The sequence below is a fragment of the Chloroflexota bacterium genome (genome assembly GCA_013152435.1).
GTDB lineage: Bacteria > Chloroflexota > Anaerolineae > DUEN01 > DUEN01 > DUEN01.
Genome location: JAADGJ010000025.1, coordinates 1 through 15,722, shown reverse-complemented (window position 1 = coordinate 15,722; position 15,722 = coordinate 1). Strand labels below are relative to the sequence as shown.

Sequence of the window (15,722 nt, the reverse complement as noted above, 5' to 3'; positions counted from 1 at the left end):
GCATCCTATTATCAGCCCCTCACCTGCCCCGTGGGGCCGGAGGCCACCGGCCAAAGCCCCAAAAAGGCAGGTGAAAGGCGAGGAAAAGAGTTTTCCTGCGGAGGGGCTTCCCCTCCGCACCTCCCCTTTCAGGTGCGACCGCCCGTGGAAGGAAAAAGCGACAGACGGGGGCCTCGCCCATGCTGTTCAGTTGATGCGAATAGGGCGACCCGGTGGGTCGCCCCTTACAGAACCCCAGCGAGGGAACCATGCTCATCGAATCCTACGAGCTCGAGGTCCGGATCTCCACGCACAGTATGGAACATTTCGAGTATGAGGTCATAGCCCACCTTGACGTGGATATCAGCCCGGTCCTCCCTTACCTCAACGCCATCCTGTCGAGGGCGACCTACCTGCCGGAAGGGCCTGCGCTGTCCTGGCGCCACGAGGGGCGCAACATCGGATTCTGGCCCCACCGGATCGCCGTGGACCACGTTGAGAGCCGGGAGGAGGCGGATCAGGTGGTGAAAGGCCTGGTGGACCTGGTCAACCGGACCTGGGCGAAGCGAGATCAGCTGGAGCCGGACACGAGCACACACCCACGACTGCAGCCGTTGGAGATCTACCAATGGCTTCCCCGGACGAACTGCAAGGCGTGCGGCGAGGAGACCTGTTTCAGCTTCGCGCTCCGGCTGGCAGCGGGCCAGGCACAACTGGAGCGCTGCACGCCGCTCCATGAGGAGACGAGCCTCGAGGATCGGCGATCCCGCCTGGAAACCCTCCTCGCCACGAAACGCCCGGCGCTATAAATTGGGAGAGAAGGCGCCCCGACGCCGTTCTCCATCCCACACCCGCATCTCTCCCACAGTCTCCGCATCAGGAGGAACGGTGATGGATGAGAACGTGTACCGTAAGCTGGCTCAAAGATTGGACACCATTCCCAACGGCTTCTCTCCCACCGAGAGCGGCGTAGAGCTCCGGCTGCTGGCCAAGATCTTCACCCCGGAGGAAGCAGCCCTGGCGGCCGTGATGCGCCTGACCTACGAGCCGGCCGCCGACATCGCCGCCCGGGCGGGGGTGGATCCCCATGTAGCCCGCCGTGTGCTCAAAGGGATGGCTCGCAAAAAGCTGATCCGTGCCACAAAAGACCAGGGCCATCTCTCCTTCGCGCTGATGCCCTTCGTGATCGGCTTCTACGAGACGCAACTGCCCCGCATGGATGAGGAGCTGGCCGAGCTCTTCGAGCAGTACTATCAGGAGACCCGAGGCGGCAGCATCATCCAGGCCGATCCTCCCCTCCACCGCGTGATCCCGGTCGGCGAGGCGATCTCCTTCGATCTGGAGATCTTTCCCTATGAGCAGGCCACCCGGATGTTGGAGGCGGCCAAATCATGGGGCGTGGCCGAATGCATCTGCCGCGTCCAGCAGCGGCTCATCGGCAAGGGCTGCGACCGCCCCACCGAAAACTGCCTGGTCTTCGCGCCGATCGAGGGCGCCTTCGATCACAGCCAGATGCCCCGCCCCATCACGAAGGAAGAGGCGTTACGGATCCTGCAGGAGGCCGCGGAGGCGGGGTTGATCCACTCCACCGCCAACCATCGGGAGGGGCACTTCTACATCTGCAACTGCTGCACCTGCTGTTGTGGGATCATGCGAGGCGTGGCCGAGTTCGGCATCCCCACGGCCGTCGCCCACTCCGCCTTCCACGCGGTCGTGGACGACGAAATATGCGCGGGATGCGGCGACTGCGTCGAGCGCTGTCAGTTCGGGGCGCTCTCCGTCCCCGAGGGGATATGTGTCGTGGACTACGCCCGCTGCGTGGGCTGCGGCCAGTGCACCCTCGTCTGCCCTACCGGCACGCTTCATCTGGAACGTCGACCCGAGAGTGAGATCCCGCCGCTCCCGACGAACATCCAGGAGTGGATGGTTCGACGAGCCCAAAACCGCGGCATCTCCCTGTCCGACATCCTGTAAGAGCGTGTCTGAGGGGCTTCCTCAGCTACCAGCTCCACAGGGGGAGGTGTGGAGGGGAGGTCTCCTCCACGGAAACCCCTCCTTTCCGGCCCGCACCTGCCTTTCTCGGCCCTTCCCGAAGGGCCCAGGCCGAGGCCGGGCAGGTCAAAGGCGGAAGAAGGGCTTTTTCCGGAGGGCTCCCCATAGCAAAAGCAATGGCATTCCTCAGACACGCTCTGAGAGACGCCCCCAGCTTCCCTTTGAGACAGCAAAGGACGACGCTCCTCGGGCTGTGCAACCGAGTACGCTTGAAGGCTGCTCAAGCCACTGAGCCCGAAACCGGGAGCGAAGCCCTCTCCCGCCTTTCCCCAAGGGACAGGGCGGGAAATGGGAATGCTCGCTACAGTCTTCGATCGCATTTTCATGCAATTGTGGAAACTGATAATGCATTCGACCAGGCGGTTTCCGCCCTCCCCCATGTCGGCTGCATTGCAGTGCATTTGAGCACTCTTCTGCCTGGGACGATCGCGGACGGAGCACCTTCCCGGTCGGCTTTAGGGACTCAGGCTCTGCGCCTTGAGTCGACGCCCGCCTAAACAAATCCTCCAGCAAACACCTTCCACAACGCCCTTCCCGCTTGCCCTCCAGGTGAGCATCTTCCCTCCCCAGAGCGAAGAGACGTTCCCCCTGGTGCGGACGCGATGACATCTGCCGCCGACCCTTAGCCCAAGGAGAAGACTATGGCTAGGCAAACTTGGACTATCAAAGGACGGATTCGGGTTAAAGAGGATGAAACCACGGGTCGCAAGCAGATTCGCGATCTGAAGGGCATCGAAGTGGAGGTCTCGGGCTCTACGATCTCCTCGTCGATCGGATGGAATGAGTGGGGTACTGTGCGTACCCGTTCAGATGGGAGCTTCTCCTTGAGTGTGAATAAGAACAAGCAGAAGCGATACATCCGTGTGCGAGTCCGCTTCCGCTCCGACGACCTGGAGATCAAAGGGGCTAAGCTTGATATCTTCGAATCAAACTGGCACCTCATCTACAAGTCCACGAGCAAGAAGGAAGGTCCAACGATCGACATCGGCACGCGCACCTTCAAGGCGGGCGGCGCCCGTGACCTCGGCGAGGAGGACTATCGCCGACAGGCCGTCGCCTGGTATCTATGCCGCACGATGATCGATACGCTGGTGGACAAGGATCCCTACTTCGCCTTCGAGAAGAAGATCAACGTCGTCTATCCGGCGAAAGTGATCTCCGGGGTGCCCTACGCGAATGGCATCGACCGCACGGCCTACATCCACAAGGGGCAGGACGATCGATGGTGGAGCGCTGAGACCGTGCTGCATGAGGTGATGCACCTCTGGAACTACGACCACAACAAAGGCACGGCGAACTGGCTGGACGCGATATGCTTCGACTGGGACACCCATGGACGCCAGGAGAACCCGAACATCGCCTTCCACGAGGGGTTCGCCCAGTACGCGGCGGAGGAGTTGCTCTTCCACATCTGGGGACAGGACAAGCGCCTGCCCTATAACCGCAGATTCCTACACCAAAAGGGGCTGTACGACCTCGACATGATCGAGCGCAATGACTTCGGCGTCACCAGCGGGCTACACCTCCTGACCGCCCGGGGCAAGTTCGGCTTCTACAAGTTCCTGTTCGGCACGAGCGACACGTACCCGGATAATCAGAACGGTTCCAGGGTCAGCATTGCCTCTATGATACCGACAGGATGTCCAAGGTCGCCAGATCTCGATTTCTGGGATGTGCTGCGGGCCTTTGAGAAACATCCCGGAGCGGGGTGGGACACCGAATGGCAAGTCGGCAAGGCGGAATACGGGCTCGTCCGCTTCTACGAACGCTGTTGCGACATCTACGACTCCTTCAACAAGTCCACTCGAGATCTGCTCCTCGACCTGCTGAATCCATCGAAGACGGTTGAACCGCGTGAGGCCTGCGCTGGCTGGAATGGGGGGAAGCTTCCAGAGACCTCTTAGCCGGCAGATCGGGTCATCCAAAACTTCGCGATGCGAGCGGATGGGGCTCGTCGAGAAGACGGCAGATGCCCATACAAAACAGGGGGCTGCTCAAACAAGAAGCCCGGGATCCTGGGGATCCCGGGCTTCTTTTTCTACTCCGCCGAGCCGAAACGCTCGTAGAATCGCATGCACGCCTCGATGCCCTTCAGGTAGCCCTCCACGGTGATATACTCGTTGGGCGCATGCAGCCGGTCCTCCGTGGGCCCAAAGCCGCTGTAGGCCTGCGGAATCCCCAGCGCCTCCTCGAACACGTACCCTGGCCCCGATCCCTCCACCAGCGGGCGCACGTTGGGCTCCACCTGGAACGTCTCCCACAGCGCCTCGGTTAGCGCGCGGGCCACGGGCGCATCCAGAGGCGTCTTGGATGCCTTCAGCGCGCCCACGAGCGTCATCTTCACGTCCGAGAACCCCTGGGCGTCCAGGTGCGCCCGCACCTTGCGGAAGATATCCGCCGGATCCTGCCGCGGCACCAGCCGGAAGTCCACCTTGCATCGGGCCTTTCCGGGCAGCACCGTCTTGGCGCCTGGCCCGGCGTACCCCGCCTGGAAGCCGCAAATCGTGCACGTCGGCTCGTACAACAGCGCCACGCGGGCATCCTGCCCCGTCCGCCCTCCCAGGAACCGTTGCACCCCCCAGGCCTGTCGCAACGCCTCCTCGTCCCACTCCATGCGCTCTAACAACTCCAGCTCCTCGGGGGTCGGCGGCACCACATCATCGTAGAACCCGGGGACGCGAACGCGCTCGTCCGGCCCTTTTAGGCTGTTCAGCGCCCATACCAGGCGCCAGGCGGGGTTCGGCACCAGCGGCGCCTTGGACGAGTGCTGATCCCGGCCGATCTCGGCCTCCAACTCCACGTAGCAGATCCCCTTCATGCCCAGGACCACCTCGGGGCGGCCGCCGGGCGTCACGTTGCCGTCGAACCCGGCCAGGGCATCGGCGGCGAGCAGATCCCGATGCGCCCGGACGAAGGGCAACAGGTTCGGGCTGGAGATCTCCTCCTCCCCTTCGATGATGAATTTGATGTTGCACGGCAGCCGGCCCATCTCATGAAGCCCGCGCGCTGCCTCGACCGCCGCTAGCAGGTTCCCCTTGTCGTCCACGGCACCCCGGGCGTATATCCGCCCATCCACGATCTCCGCGCCAAACGGGTCGTGCTCCCATAGCTCCAGCGGCTCCGGCGGCTGCACATCGTAATGCCCGTAGATCAAGAGCGTGCGGTTCCCCTCGCCGCGCAGCTCGCCGGTGACGACGGGATGCCGCGGCGTCTCGTGGACCTGCGTCGAGATCCCCCACGACTGCAACATCTCGGCGACCAGCGCCGCGCACTCCCGGATGCCATGATCCTGGGCGCTGATGCTGGGTTGGCGCAGCAGCCGCTGCAGATCGCCGACCAGTTCCTCACGTCGCGCGTCGATCCAGCCAACATATTCCGACATAGCCCCTCTCCTCATCCAGTTTCAAGAGAGCCCCCGGATCTCCACAAGATCTCCATACATGACCCACAACTCCTACGCAATCCTCCGCTACAATGAGATACAATGAGTTGACCATCAAGTTGATACACAAGCACTCAGGAGGTGCCCTATGACAACCCGAATCAACAAGCTCCTAACCGGAGCGATTCTCCTTACCATCGTCGCATTGGCCGCATGCACGGCGCTGCCGGCTACGGCGCCGACAGCAGCTCCCACCGCGGCCCCGACGGCTGCTCCCACCACCGCCATCGCACCGGTGACGGTCGATGAGGCGGGGAACACCAGCTTCGATCAGGCCGCCCTGAACGACGCCCTCGATCAGATCCCGGCGGGCACGCTGAGCGACGCCGAAGCCGAAGGCCTCCTCTATATGCGAGAAGAGGAGAAGCTGGCCCGGGACGTATACCAGGTCCTTTACCAGAAGTGGGAGCTTCCCATCTTCCAGAACATCGCCAAGAGCGAGCAGGCCCATATGGACGCCGTAAAGACCCTGCTGGACCGATACAGCCTGTCGGATCCGTCCGCTGACAAGGCCGTCGGCGAGTTCACGAACCCAACGCTGCAGGCACTCTACGACCAACTGGTCGAGGAGGGCAGCCAATCGCTCGAGAGCGCCCTGCAAGTCGGGGCGGCCATCGAGGAGATCGACATCCTCGACCTGGAGGAGCGTCTCGCTCAGACTGATAAGGCGGACATCCAGTTGGTCTACGAGAACCTGATGAAGGGCTCCCGAAATCACCTGCGAGCTTTCACCTCAACGCTGGAGAACCAGACCGGGAAGGTCTACCAGCCTCAGTATCTCTCGCAGGATGCCTATAACGAGATCGTCAACGCCCCCATGGAGCGCGGGGGACACGGCCAGAAGTAACATGCACGTCCAGCTCAATGAGGAGCTTGACGGCGAGGTCGCCCTCATCGGATGAGATCCGTGAGGGCGGCCTCGTGGGCCGTTTACACGCCCGGGTGAAGCGCCATTTGGGCAAAGGCTTTACGACGAATCACCCTTTTCAAGGAGAACACGATGGCTGCTAAACAGATCGCATTCGCTCTCATCACGTTTCTGCATGACCTCTTCACCGTCGTTTGGGTGGGCGGGCTGATCACCCTGGGGATCACCGTCCTGCCCTCTGCCAGGGAGGCGCTGGGAAAGGGCCCCCAGTTGAAGAAACTGACGGACACCATCCAGAGGCGCCTGAGTACATTGGTCTACATCAGCATTGTGGGGCTGCTGGTGACCGGCCTCCTACAGGCCAAACGCAACGCGGCGTTCCAGGGCCTGCTGACCTTCGGCAACGCCTACTCCGCTACCCTGGCCATCAAGCATATCCTGGTGCTGGCGATGATCGGCGTGGCCCTGTATCGGAGCCTGGTGCTCGGCCGTCGCAACGAGCCCGCCACACCTTCCCAGGAGAAGCTAAGCGCCAGCCTGCTGCTCCTCAACATGGCCTTGGGAATCGCCGTCCTGCTGCTCAGCGGGTTCACCGCCGCGCTGGGTGCCCCACCCCCGGTGTGATATCGAAGACGCGCGGCCAGCGCCGAGCAAGAGAGCCTTCTTCCCTCCAGGGCCCGTAAGATCTGACCTGCGCCTGCCTTTCTCGGCCCTTTCCAAAGGATCCAGGCCGAGGCCGGGTGGGTCGAAGGCAGAAGAAGGACTTTTCCCGGAGGGGCTCCCACAGTTACCAGCTCCTCAGGGAGAGGTGTGGAGGGGACCTCCCCTCCACGAGAAACCCACTTTTCTGGCTTGCGCCTGCCTTTCTCCGCCTTTTCCGAAGGACCCGGGCCGAGGTCGGGTGGGTCGAAGGCAGAAGAAGGGCTTTCTCCGGATGGGCAGAGCCCATCCGGGCCTCCCCATAGCATGGGGATAACGGCATTTCTCAGACACGCTCTGAGGAAATGCCGACTCGCCCTGAGTCATAACAAGGGGGCGGTGAAATGCATCCACCGCCCCCTCCTTGCGTCTCTACTTCCCAACCGCCTTACTTGCCATCCTCCACCCACCATTCGTGGACGTTGCGCAGCAGGCCGTTGGTGGTGATGATGTGGCGGGCGTTGTGCACCCGCTTGTTGATGGCCACCAGGCGCAGCGGCCAGTACAGCGGGACGATGGGCATCTCGTCCAGGAACGCGAGCTGGAACTCGTCGTAGATCTTCTTGCGCTCCTCGGGGTCGGCCGTGTTCGCGCCGCGCTCCAGCAGATCGTCGATCACCGGGCTGCTGAACCGGCCGAAGTTGTACGTGGCACCCGTCTGATACTGAGAGCGCACGTCCGGATCCAGGACGCCGCCCCAGCCCACCAGACCCAGGTCGAAGTCACCGCTCTTGAAGCGCGAGATCAACGTGGGGAAGTCCATCTTCTCGACGTTGACCTTCATGCCGATGTCCGTCAGGTTGGCCTGGATGATATCGGCGGAGAGCTCACGCACGATGTTGCCGATGGGCACGATGAGCGTGACCTCGTAGTTGGGATCCCATCCGGCCTCCTTGAGCAGCTCCCGAGCCTTGTCCGGGTCATACGGGAACTTCCCCTCGATCTCGGGATTGTAGTAGTAGGTGACCGGGATGATGGGACCCTGGCAGACGACGCCCTGGCCCTTCAGCAGCTTATCCACGATGAGCTGGCGGTTGATGCCGTACGCCAGCGCATGGCGGATACGCTTGTCGGTCCACGGCCGGCTGGCGTCGTGGTTGATGAGCATGTACTGGTAGCCGTTGTCCTGGTAGCTGTAGGCATCCACGTTGGGCAGGCTCTTCACACGCTCCCAGTCATCCAGCGGGATGTCGCCGATGCCGCCACCGGCGGAGATGTCCACCTCCCCCTTCTCAAGCTGGGCGACCATGGTGGCCGGGGAGATGATCTTCACGATGAGCTTATCCAGGTGTGGACGCCCCAGGTAGTAGTCGTCGTTCCGCTCGTACTCGACGAACTGGTCCGTCTCGTAGCGGACGAACTTGAAGGGCCCGGCCCCCACCGTGGGGTTCATCCAGAAGTCGGCCTTGTCGAACTCCTCCGGCGGGATGTCCTTCAGGATGTGCTTGGGGATGATCCAGATCTCGGTGCCCACCAGCTCCAGGAAGGCCAGGGGATCCACCGGGTTCTTGGTGATGAACTGGATGGTGTGATCGTCGATGACCTTCACGCCCTCCACCGTGTCCACGCCCTCCGGGCGCTTGGACCCCTCCAGCCCCTTGAGCATGGAGATGTTGTTGCCCCGGTTGCTCTCGATCTGGGGATGGGTGATGGCCCAGATGGTGAACTCCACATCCTCGGCCGTAAGCGGGGTGCCATCGTGCCATTTGGCGTTGGGATTCAGGTGGAACGTGTATGTGGTCTTGTCCTCGCTGATCTCCCAGCTATCGGCCAGGCGCGGGATGAACTTGATGTCGTCGTTGAAGCGCACCAGGGTCTCGAACATGATATTCACGTTGAAGTAGCCGTAGCTGGAGTCGGTATTGATGGCGTTGAAATTGTTAGGCGGGCTCCACATGGCGATGGTCACGTGGCCGCCCTCCACGACCTCGCCCTCCGCGGGAGCCGCCGTGGCGGTGGGCTCTGGCGTGGTCAGTTGGGGCGCCACCAACGTCGCCGGTCGGGTGGCCGTCGGGATCGCCGTCGGTGCCGCGGCCGGCTGGGCACATGCCGCCAACAACGGGAACAACATAGCCAGCAGCATGATGCCGGACACGATCTTGAGGGAACGCAGCGATCTCATGTCTTCCTCCTCTCTTGGATTGGAGATTGGTGATTAGAGATTAGAAATGGACCTCAACGGCGCAGCTGCGGATCCAGCGCGTCGCGTAGGCTGTCGCCGATAAAGTTGATGCTCAACACGGAGATCAGGATCATCATGCCGGGCGGCACCCACAACCACGGCTTGGATTCCAGGATCGTCAGCGACTGCGCCTCGTTCAGCATCTGTCCCCAACTGGCCGTCGGCGGCTGCACGCCCAAGCCCAGGAAGCTTAAAGCTGACTCGGACAGGATGGCGTTGGCCACCCCAAAGGTCGCGGCCACCAGCATGGGGCCCATGGCGTTGGGCAGGATATGGCGCACGATGATGCGCCGGTTGGTGGCCCCCACCACCTCGGCCGCCAGGATGAAGTCCTGGACGCGAAGCCGCAGGAACTCCCCGCGCACGATACGGGCCACCTGGGGCCATCCCAACAGCCCCAACACCAGCATGATGTTGCGCAGGCCGGGCCCCAGCAGGCTGACCAACACCAGGATCAACATCAGCGTGGGGAAGGAGAGGACGATATCCACCAGGCGTGAGATCACGCCATCCACCCATCCCCCGTAGTAGCCCGCCAGCGCCCCCAGCATCGTGCCGATCACCATGTAGATGCTGACCGCCACCACACCCACGGACAGGGATACCCGGCCGCCGTAGATGAGCCGGCTCAGCACGTCCCGGCCCACCCGATCGGTGCCCAGGGGATGCGCGGGCGTCGGCGCCTGATCGAACACGGTGGGATCGATGTAGTAGGGATCGTACGGGGCGATCACGTCGGCGAACACGGCGGTCAACACGACGATCAGGAACACGACGCTGGATATGACCGCCAGACGGTGCTGCCGGAATCGTCGCCAGATCAGCCGGGTCATGGAGATCTGCTCATGGCGAAGCCCTGCAGCCGTCAACGCCTCCGCCGGATCAGGATGTTCACCCTGTTCCGTGTGCGTCTCACCGATGGTCATGGCTTAATCCCTCGCGTACCGGATCCGCGGATCCACGATGCCGTAGAACACATCCGCCAGCAGGTTGCCGATGATGACCATCACCGCAGCCAGCAGGTTCAGTCCCATGATCGTGGGATAGTCGCGCTGGTTGATGGCCTCCACCGCCAGCCGCCCCATCCCCGGCCAGTTGAAGATCTGCTCGGTGATGATGGCCCCGCCCAGCAGGAAGGGGAACTGCAGGCCCGCCAGGGTGATCACCGGGATCAGGGCGTTGCGCAGCGCGTGACGGAAGATCACCACGCGCCCGTGCAGCCCCTTGGCCCGCGCCGTGCGCACGTAATCCTGATGGATCACGTCCAACATGCTGGACCGGGTATAGCGCATGACCACCCCTGTATTCTGGAGGCTGAGGACGATCATCGGCAGCACCAGATGCGCCAGACGGTCGCCCCACGTCGGCGGAGCGCCGATGGTCTGCGTCCCCCCCGTGGGCAGCAGATCCAGCTTGAGCGCGAAGATGTAGATCATCAACAGACCGAAGAAGAACGAGGGTATGGAGACGCCCAGGAAGGAAAAGATCGTGGCCGCGTAGTCCAGGAGCGAGTACTGCCGCACAGCCGAAAGCACCCCGATCGGGATGGCGATCAGGTAGGACAGGAAGAGGGCGGAGAAGGCCAGCGTCAGCGTCGGCTTGATCCGCTCCCCGATGCGGCGGGTGACGGGCTGGCGATTGGTGAAGGAGTATCCCAGGTTTCCATGGGCCACCTCCTTCAGCCACTTGATGTACTGCACCGGGGCCGGCTGATCGAGCCCTAACGCCTTCTTCTTCAGCGCGATATCCTCGGCGCTCAACCCGGGGTTGACCAACATGTCCACCGCGTCGCCCGGGGCCAACGTCATGATGAAATAGGCGATCACCGTGACCCCGAAGAGCACCGGAATGGACACCAGCAACCGCTGCAGGATGTACTTGGCCATGGTTACGCGGAGGTCAGATTGACCAGGAATGCTGCGATGGATTTCTCACACAGCCGCATGCCTTCCAACGTGGCATACTCGTTGGGGCTATGGGCCCGTCCACCATGCCCCAGCCCGCCCATGGCGGTGGGGATGTTCAGGACCTCGGTGAACAGGTAGAACGGCGCCGAGCCTCCCAGATGCGGCCAGATCTCCGGCTCGAACCCCAGATCACGGTAGGTCTTCACCAGCGCCTCCGCCGCGGGGTTGCCCCGCAGCCGGGTCTTGGCCGGCGGATAGGCGTCATTGGCCACGACCTCGATCTTGTCCGCGTATCCGTGGCGGGCCAGATGGTCCTTCACCAGCTGGAGCATACGCTCCGGCCGCATATTGGGCACCATGCGGATATCGATCTTGGCCCGCGCCTCGTGGGGCAAGAGCGTCTTGGTGCCCTCGGCCGTATGGCCGGAGATGATGCCGTCGATGTTCAGGGTCGGCTGGTAGAGGTACTTGCGCAACAGGTCAACGCCCGTCAGATCGTACTTGAAGCGCCGGACGTCGTTCTCCTGCAGCTGCGTCTCCGGCGTAAAGGTCTCGATCAGCCGCTCCAGAAGTTCCTCGTCCTCGGCGCTGGGCGGGACGATGTCATCGTAGAAGCCATCAATGAGGATGTGCTTCTGGTCCGGCGTGATCATGCTGGTCAGCGCGTGGAGCAGCACCCAGGTGGGGCTGTGGAACCACACCGCGTTGGAGCCGTGGATCCCTCGCGTCGTCGGGCCACCCCAGTCGCCGCCCCGGGCGACCAGCTCCATGAAGAGGATGCCCTTCACGCCCAGGTACATGATCACCTTGCCGTTCGGGTCCTGGGCATAGAAGGGGAAGAACGCGAAGTCGGCCTGCAGCCGATCCTTGTACTCCTCGACGAAGCCGGGCAGGTGGCGGCTTCCCAGCTCCTCCTCGCCTTCGACCATGAACTTGAGGTTGACCGGATAGGGCTCCCCCACCGCCCGGAAGCTCTCCAGCGCGTTGAAGAAGTTGGCCAGCGGCCCCTTGCTGTTGTACACACCCCGATTGACCAGACAGGGGCCCAGGTTCGGCAGGTCGATCACCTCGCCGCCGAAGGGATCTGAGACGTCCCAGGTCTCCCCCACCACGGGTTGCACATCGTACATGCCGTAGACGAGCAAGGTCTTGGGCGCGCCGACGTTGATCTCGCCGAAGACCACCGGATACCCCGGCGTGGGCACGATCTCCGCCTGGCCGCCGGCCTCCCGAATGAGATCAGCGACCAGGGCCGCCGTCTCCGCCATCCCCGTGCCATCGGCGCTGATGGACGGCTGCCGCACCAGGCGCCGCACGCGCTCCAGGTGCTCGTCGAAGTGCTCGTCGATGTGCTGATGGATGCGCTCTAAGACGGACATGATGGTTCCTCCGGACGGATACGCAATCGTGTTGCGTGTTGCGTGTTGCGGGTTGCGGGTTGGGCTTAGCTCTCTTCCAGCGCGTCGGCCACCAGCCGGCGGGCCTCACGCAGCGCCCAGATCACCCGATTGCGGCCGCGCAACAGATGGGTACACGTGAACTTCGCTTCGTCGCTATCCGGCGGCAGCGTCCCCAGGCGCTGAATGGGCGCCAGGTCGGGCAGCGGCGGAATGCTGAGCGCCGGCTCTGTGCGGAATCGCCCGTGCCGGGTGTAATTGATGGGCACCAACACGCGCGCCAGGGCCAGGATGGTGTCGTTGATGACCCTCGTCCGCCCATCGCCCGCGTCCACGGCCGCCTCGGCCGCCTGGTAGAAGCGCTCCAGATCAGCCCGCAGCCCCTTCGCCTCCTCCAGGGCCGGCGTCAGATCGAACTTCCCCTGGCCCGCTTCCTGGTACCGCGTCAGCGTGTCCACGAACTCATCGGCCAGCTGGATAAAGTCGAACGGATATATGGGCGCGTTGACCACCCGGGTCAACGCCGTCACATACACCTTGAGGTCCCGCAACAGGTTATCCCGATCGGCGATCTCCAGGGTGTCGTGCTCCGTGTGCCAGGCGATGTTGCCACCACAGCCGCCCACAGGGTAGTAGCCCTTCTCCTCGATCAGCTCCTTGGGCATGGTGGACAGGAGCATGAAGAAGGAGGAGATGCCGATGTTGTTGAAGGAATAATCCCCGGCCTGGTGGGGTCGACCGCCACTGGCCTCCTTCCCCGTCGCGTCCTTGATCGCCTGCTGACAGAACGCCTCGGTCTCCTTCATCCATGAGATATCGTAATACTCGGTAGCCCATCGGCAGCCCGGGCTGTCGATGTTGATCTGGGCGATGCAGTTCTCCGCCAGATCCAGCCCGAAGGTGTCCGCGTACCAGGTGGAACCCGCATAGCGCCCTGTGGAGTGTCCCGGCCACCAGGCGATGCGAACCGAGCGGCGGAGCTTGTCCCGATGCCGCCAGAACAGCCGGGCCAGCTCCAGCATCGCCGCGTCGCCAACGGCGTTGTCCCCGATGCCCACGGCCCACGAGTCGAGGTGTCCGTGCACCAGGATGAAGCGCTCGGGCTCATCGGTGCCCTGGATCTCCGCCACCACGAGCGGGCATTCGGCCCATCCCTCCCACAACTCCGTGCGGAGGGTCACCGTCAGATCCCCCTGCTGGGCCAGGTCACGCAGCCAGAGCCCATCCGGGTTGTTCACCGCCACCACCGGCGTCTTGGGCTTGCGCTCGATGTTGTCCAGGTCCGGCGTGCCCCAGATGGTCGTGCAGATGCCCCAGTGGATGTCCTCGCCCGGGTTGATATAGATCTGGCCGATGGCCCCCCGGAGTTCCAGATCGCGCACGGAGCCGGGCATGGCGTACCCATGGGTGAGCACGATCTTGCCCGCCACGTCCACCGTCTCCTCGGCCGTCTTATCGAAGAGATCACCGACCCCGGTCGCCATCTGGGCCGGGACGTAGACCACCTGTCCGGTCAGCCCGGCGTCGCCGGTCGAGGCGGCAAAGGCAGGAGACTTCGCCCGCAACGTCCTCCCCTGGGCTTCTACGCTGGCGGAACGCGGCACGCTCAGGTACAATTCCGGCTCGTAAACGGTATGGGGCACCCCCCAACGGGATAACTGATCGCTGATGTATTGGGCCGCGATGCGCTCATCCTCACTCCCTGACTCCCGCACCAATGTGGAGAAGCGCTCGATCAACGCCCACGGCGCGTCAATGGAGAGGTCAGCCAGCATGGCGGCTTCCGCGGAACGATCCAAGGCCTCGTAAATACGCTTCATGCGAGTTCCTCCTATCACGACTTCTGGCTTGGAAGATATCCCAGGCGGGCGGAAATACGATCGGCAGCGTGACAAATGAGCTGAATGAACTCCTGAATCCGGTCCGGGGTGAAGCGCTGGCTGGGGCCGGCGATGCTCACGGCGGCGACGACGCGCCCAGCGTAGTCACGCACGGGGGCGGCGACGGAGTGGGCGCCCAGATCCAGGTCATCCGCCTCCACCGCATACCCTCGCTGGCGGATGCCTTCCAGGATCTTCTCCAGCCGATCGGGATCCGTGATCGTATGCTCGGTGATGCGCGGCAGCGGGCCGTTATGCAACACCCGGGAGCGCTTCTCCGGCGGCATGTGGGCCAACAGCACCTTGGGCACCCCGCCCACGTGGAGTGGAACGCGGCGCCCGATCTCGGCATACAGCCGGACACCGTACCGGCTCTCCCGTTGGGCGACACAGACGGCCTCATGGCCATCCGCCACGCCCAGATAGATCGTCTCGCCGGTCCGCTCGGCCAACTCGTCCAGGATGGGATCGGCCGCCTGCACCACGTCCAAATGGCGTCGCACGGCCTCCCCAAACGTGATCAACCGCACTCCCAGCCGATACCGTTTGGTCTCCGGATCCCGTTCCACAAAGCCGTGCTGCTCCAGTGTGTTGAGGATCCGGAACACCCGGCTCTTATTCAACCCCAACTTTTCACTGATCTCGCTGATGCCTTGAGTCGGCCTGTCGGCCTCCAGAAACGTATCCAAAACCACCAGGGCATGATGCAGAGCCTGAATGGTGTAGTCCCGCTGCGCCATGGTCATATGGGACGCCCTCCACTACATCTTTTCCGCGCGCTCACCGGGTCGGGACGCGCCAACACGCGAAACAACGTGGATCTGCCTATTCCCAAAGAACTGTAACGACCTGTCACGCCAGAGAGGATATCAAACACTGCTCACCGGATCGCGTGGGGTACACCCTCGCCCAGCGAATGGGAGCAATGGAAGGAACGAGAACCGGGTAGGAACAACCCACATCTCGACGTCGGTGGCGAGGCCCCTCAGCATCTTCGCTGAGGGCGACACATGAGAAGCGCTCTCATGCGGAGGAAGTGACCGGGGAGACCCCGGTTCTTCTATGTCGATGTTCCGCTATGCAAAACCGCCTTTCGAAAAAGCCGAACGTAATGTACCAGATTTACGATCAGGTGTCAACATCGATTACGCCCTTTCCGGCGAACCACAACCGGCACGGCCATGCGATCATTCCCTCACCTCGTATGAGTGAATCGCGATGAGATGCGGGGGATCTCCACGTCGATGTTCTTCAGGTTATGTTCTCGTGCCCCGCGAACGATCAATCGATCTTGTGCCATCGTTTGTCCTTATCTC

Annotated in this window: 12 protein-coding genes; 5 read left to right on the top strand and 7 right to left on the bottom strand. The window is 62.9% G+C overall.

Features of this window, described 5'->3' with window-relative positions; genetic code table 11:
- Window positions 1-248 precede the first annotated feature (248 nt).
- The 3 genes from GXP39_03400 (at window position 249) to GXP39_03390 (ending at window position 3,935) form a co-directional block, all read left to right on the top strand.
- Window positions 249-788 (top strand): hypothetical protein, encoded by a 540-nt coding sequence (locus tag GXP39_03400; protein NOZ27085.1) that lies wholly within the window; start codon window positions 249-251, stop codon window positions 786-788.
- Window positions 789-870: 82 nt separating this feature from the next.
- On the top strand, window positions 871-1,953 hold the full coding sequence (locus tag GXP39_03395; protein NOZ27084.1) for a 4Fe-4S ferredoxin: 1,083 nt from the start codon (window positions 871-873) through the stop codon (window positions 1,951-1,953).
- Window positions 1,954-2,855: 902 nt separating this feature from the next.
- Window positions 2,856-3,935, top strand: a complete 1,080-nt coding sequence (locus GXP39_03390; protein ID NOZ27083.1) for a hypothetical protein — start codon at window positions 2,856-2,858, stop codon at window positions 3,933-3,935.
- A 134-nt stretch (window positions 3,936-4,069) separates the two neighbouring features.
- Here GXP39_03390 and GXP39_03385 read toward each other — a convergent pair whose 3' ends face one another.
- Window positions 4,070-5,413, bottom strand: a complete 1,344-nt coding sequence (locus GXP39_03385) for a M20/M25/M40 family metallo-hydrolase (GenBank protein NOZ27082.1) — start codon at window positions 5,411-5,413, stop codon at window positions 4,070-4,072.
- A 148-nt stretch (window positions 5,414-5,561) separates the two neighbouring features.
- On the opposite strand from GXP39_03385, the gene GXP39_03380 reads away from it, so the two are divergent.
- Window positions 5,562-6,320, top strand: coding sequence for a DUF2202 domain-containing protein (locus tag GXP39_03380; protein NOZ27081.1), 759 nt, complete (start codon window positions 5,562-5,564; stop codon window positions 6,318-6,320).
- Window positions 6,321-6,473: 153 nt separating this feature from the next.
- A complete protein-coding gene (locus GXP39_03375) occupies window positions 6,474-6,965 on the top strand; it encodes a hypothetical protein (protein NOZ27080.1) in 492 nt (163 codons plus the stop codon).
- A 463-nt stretch (window positions 6,966-7,428) separates the two neighbouring features.
- Here GXP39_03375 and GXP39_03370 read toward each other — a convergent pair whose 3' ends face one another.
- The 6 genes from GXP39_03370 to GXP39_03345 form a co-directional block, all read right to left on the bottom strand.
- On the bottom strand, window positions 7,429-9,162 hold the full coding sequence (locus GXP39_03370; protein NOZ27079.1) for an oligopeptide-binding protein AppA: 1,734 nt from the start codon (window positions 9,160-9,162) through the stop codon (window positions 7,429-7,431).
- A gap of 53 nt (window positions 9,163-9,215) precedes the next feature.
- Entirely contained in the window at window positions 9,216-10,148 is a 933-nt protein-coding gene (locus GXP39_03365; protein ID NOZ27078.1) for an ABC transporter permease, read from the bottom strand.
- 3 nt (window positions 10,149-10,151) lie between these two features.
- On the bottom strand, window positions 10,152-11,108 hold the full coding sequence (locus tag GXP39_03360) for an ABC transporter permease (GenBank protein ID NOZ27077.1): 957 nt from the start codon (window positions 11,106-11,108) through the stop codon (window positions 10,152-10,154).
- 2 nt (window positions 11,109-11,110) lie between these two features.
- Window positions 11,111-12,508, bottom strand: coding sequence for a M20/M25/M40 family metallo-hydrolase (locus GXP39_03355; GenBank protein NOZ27076.1), 1,398 nt, complete (start codon window positions 12,506-12,508; stop codon window positions 11,111-11,113).
- A gap of 65 nt (window positions 12,509-12,573) precedes the next feature.
- The gene (locus GXP39_03350) at window positions 12,574-14,346 is read right to left on the bottom strand and encodes a M28 family peptidase (protein ID NOZ27075.1); all 1,773 of its coding nucleotides are present in this window, start codon (window positions 14,344-14,346) and stop codon (window positions 12,574-12,576) included.
- Between the two features lie 14 nt (window positions 14,347-14,360).
- A complete protein-coding gene (locus tag GXP39_03345) occupies window positions 14,361-15,152 on the bottom strand; it encodes an IclR family transcriptional regulator (GenBank protein ID NOZ27074.1) in 792 nt (263 codons plus the stop codon).
- Window positions 15,153-15,722: the final 570 nt, after the last annotated feature.

Excerpts from the sequence above, each read along its gene's own strand:
- GXP39_03365 (NOZ27078.1), bottom strand. The coding sequence starts at position 10,148 with ATGACCATCGGTGAGACGCACACGGAACAGGGTGAACATCCTGATCCG.
- GXP39_03375 (NOZ27080.1), top strand. The coding sequence starts at position 6,474 with ATGGCTGCTAAACAGATCGCATTCGCTCTCATCACGTTTCTGCATGAC.
- GXP39_03395 (NOZ27084.1), top strand. The coding sequence starts at position 871 with ATGGATGAGAACGTGTACCGTAAGCTGGCTCAAAGATTGGACACCATT.
- GXP39_03380 (NOZ27081.1), top strand. The coding sequence starts at position 5,562 with ATGACAACCCGAATCAACAAGCTCCTAACCGGAGCGATTCTCCTTACC.
- GXP39_03360 (NOZ27077.1), bottom strand. The coding sequence starts at position 11,108 with ATGGCCAAGTACATCCTGCAGCGGTTGCTGGTGTCCATTCCGGTGCTC.
- GXP39_03370 (NOZ27079.1), bottom strand. The coding sequence starts at position 9,162 with ATGAGATCGCTGCGTTCCCTCAAGATCGTGTCCGGCATCATGCTGCTG.
- GXP39_03345 (NOZ27074.1), bottom strand. The coding sequence starts at position 15,152 with ATGACCATGGCGCAGCGGGACTACACCATTCAGGCTCTGCATCATGCC.
- GXP39_03385 (NOZ27082.1), bottom strand. The coding sequence starts at position 5,413 with ATGTCGGAATATGTTGGCTGGATCGACGCGCGACGTGAGGAACTGGTC.
- GXP39_03400 (NOZ27085.1), top strand. The coding sequence starts at position 249 with ATGCTCATCGAATCCTACGAGCTCGAGGTCCGGATCTCCACGCACAGT.
- GXP39_03350 (NOZ27075.1), bottom strand. The coding sequence starts at position 14,346 with ATGAAGCGTATTTACGAGGCCTTGGATCGTTCCGCGGAAGCCGCCATG.
- GXP39_03355 (NOZ27076.1), bottom strand. The coding sequence starts at position 12,508 with ATGTCCGTCTTAGAGCGCATCCATCAGCACATCGACGAGCACTTCGAC.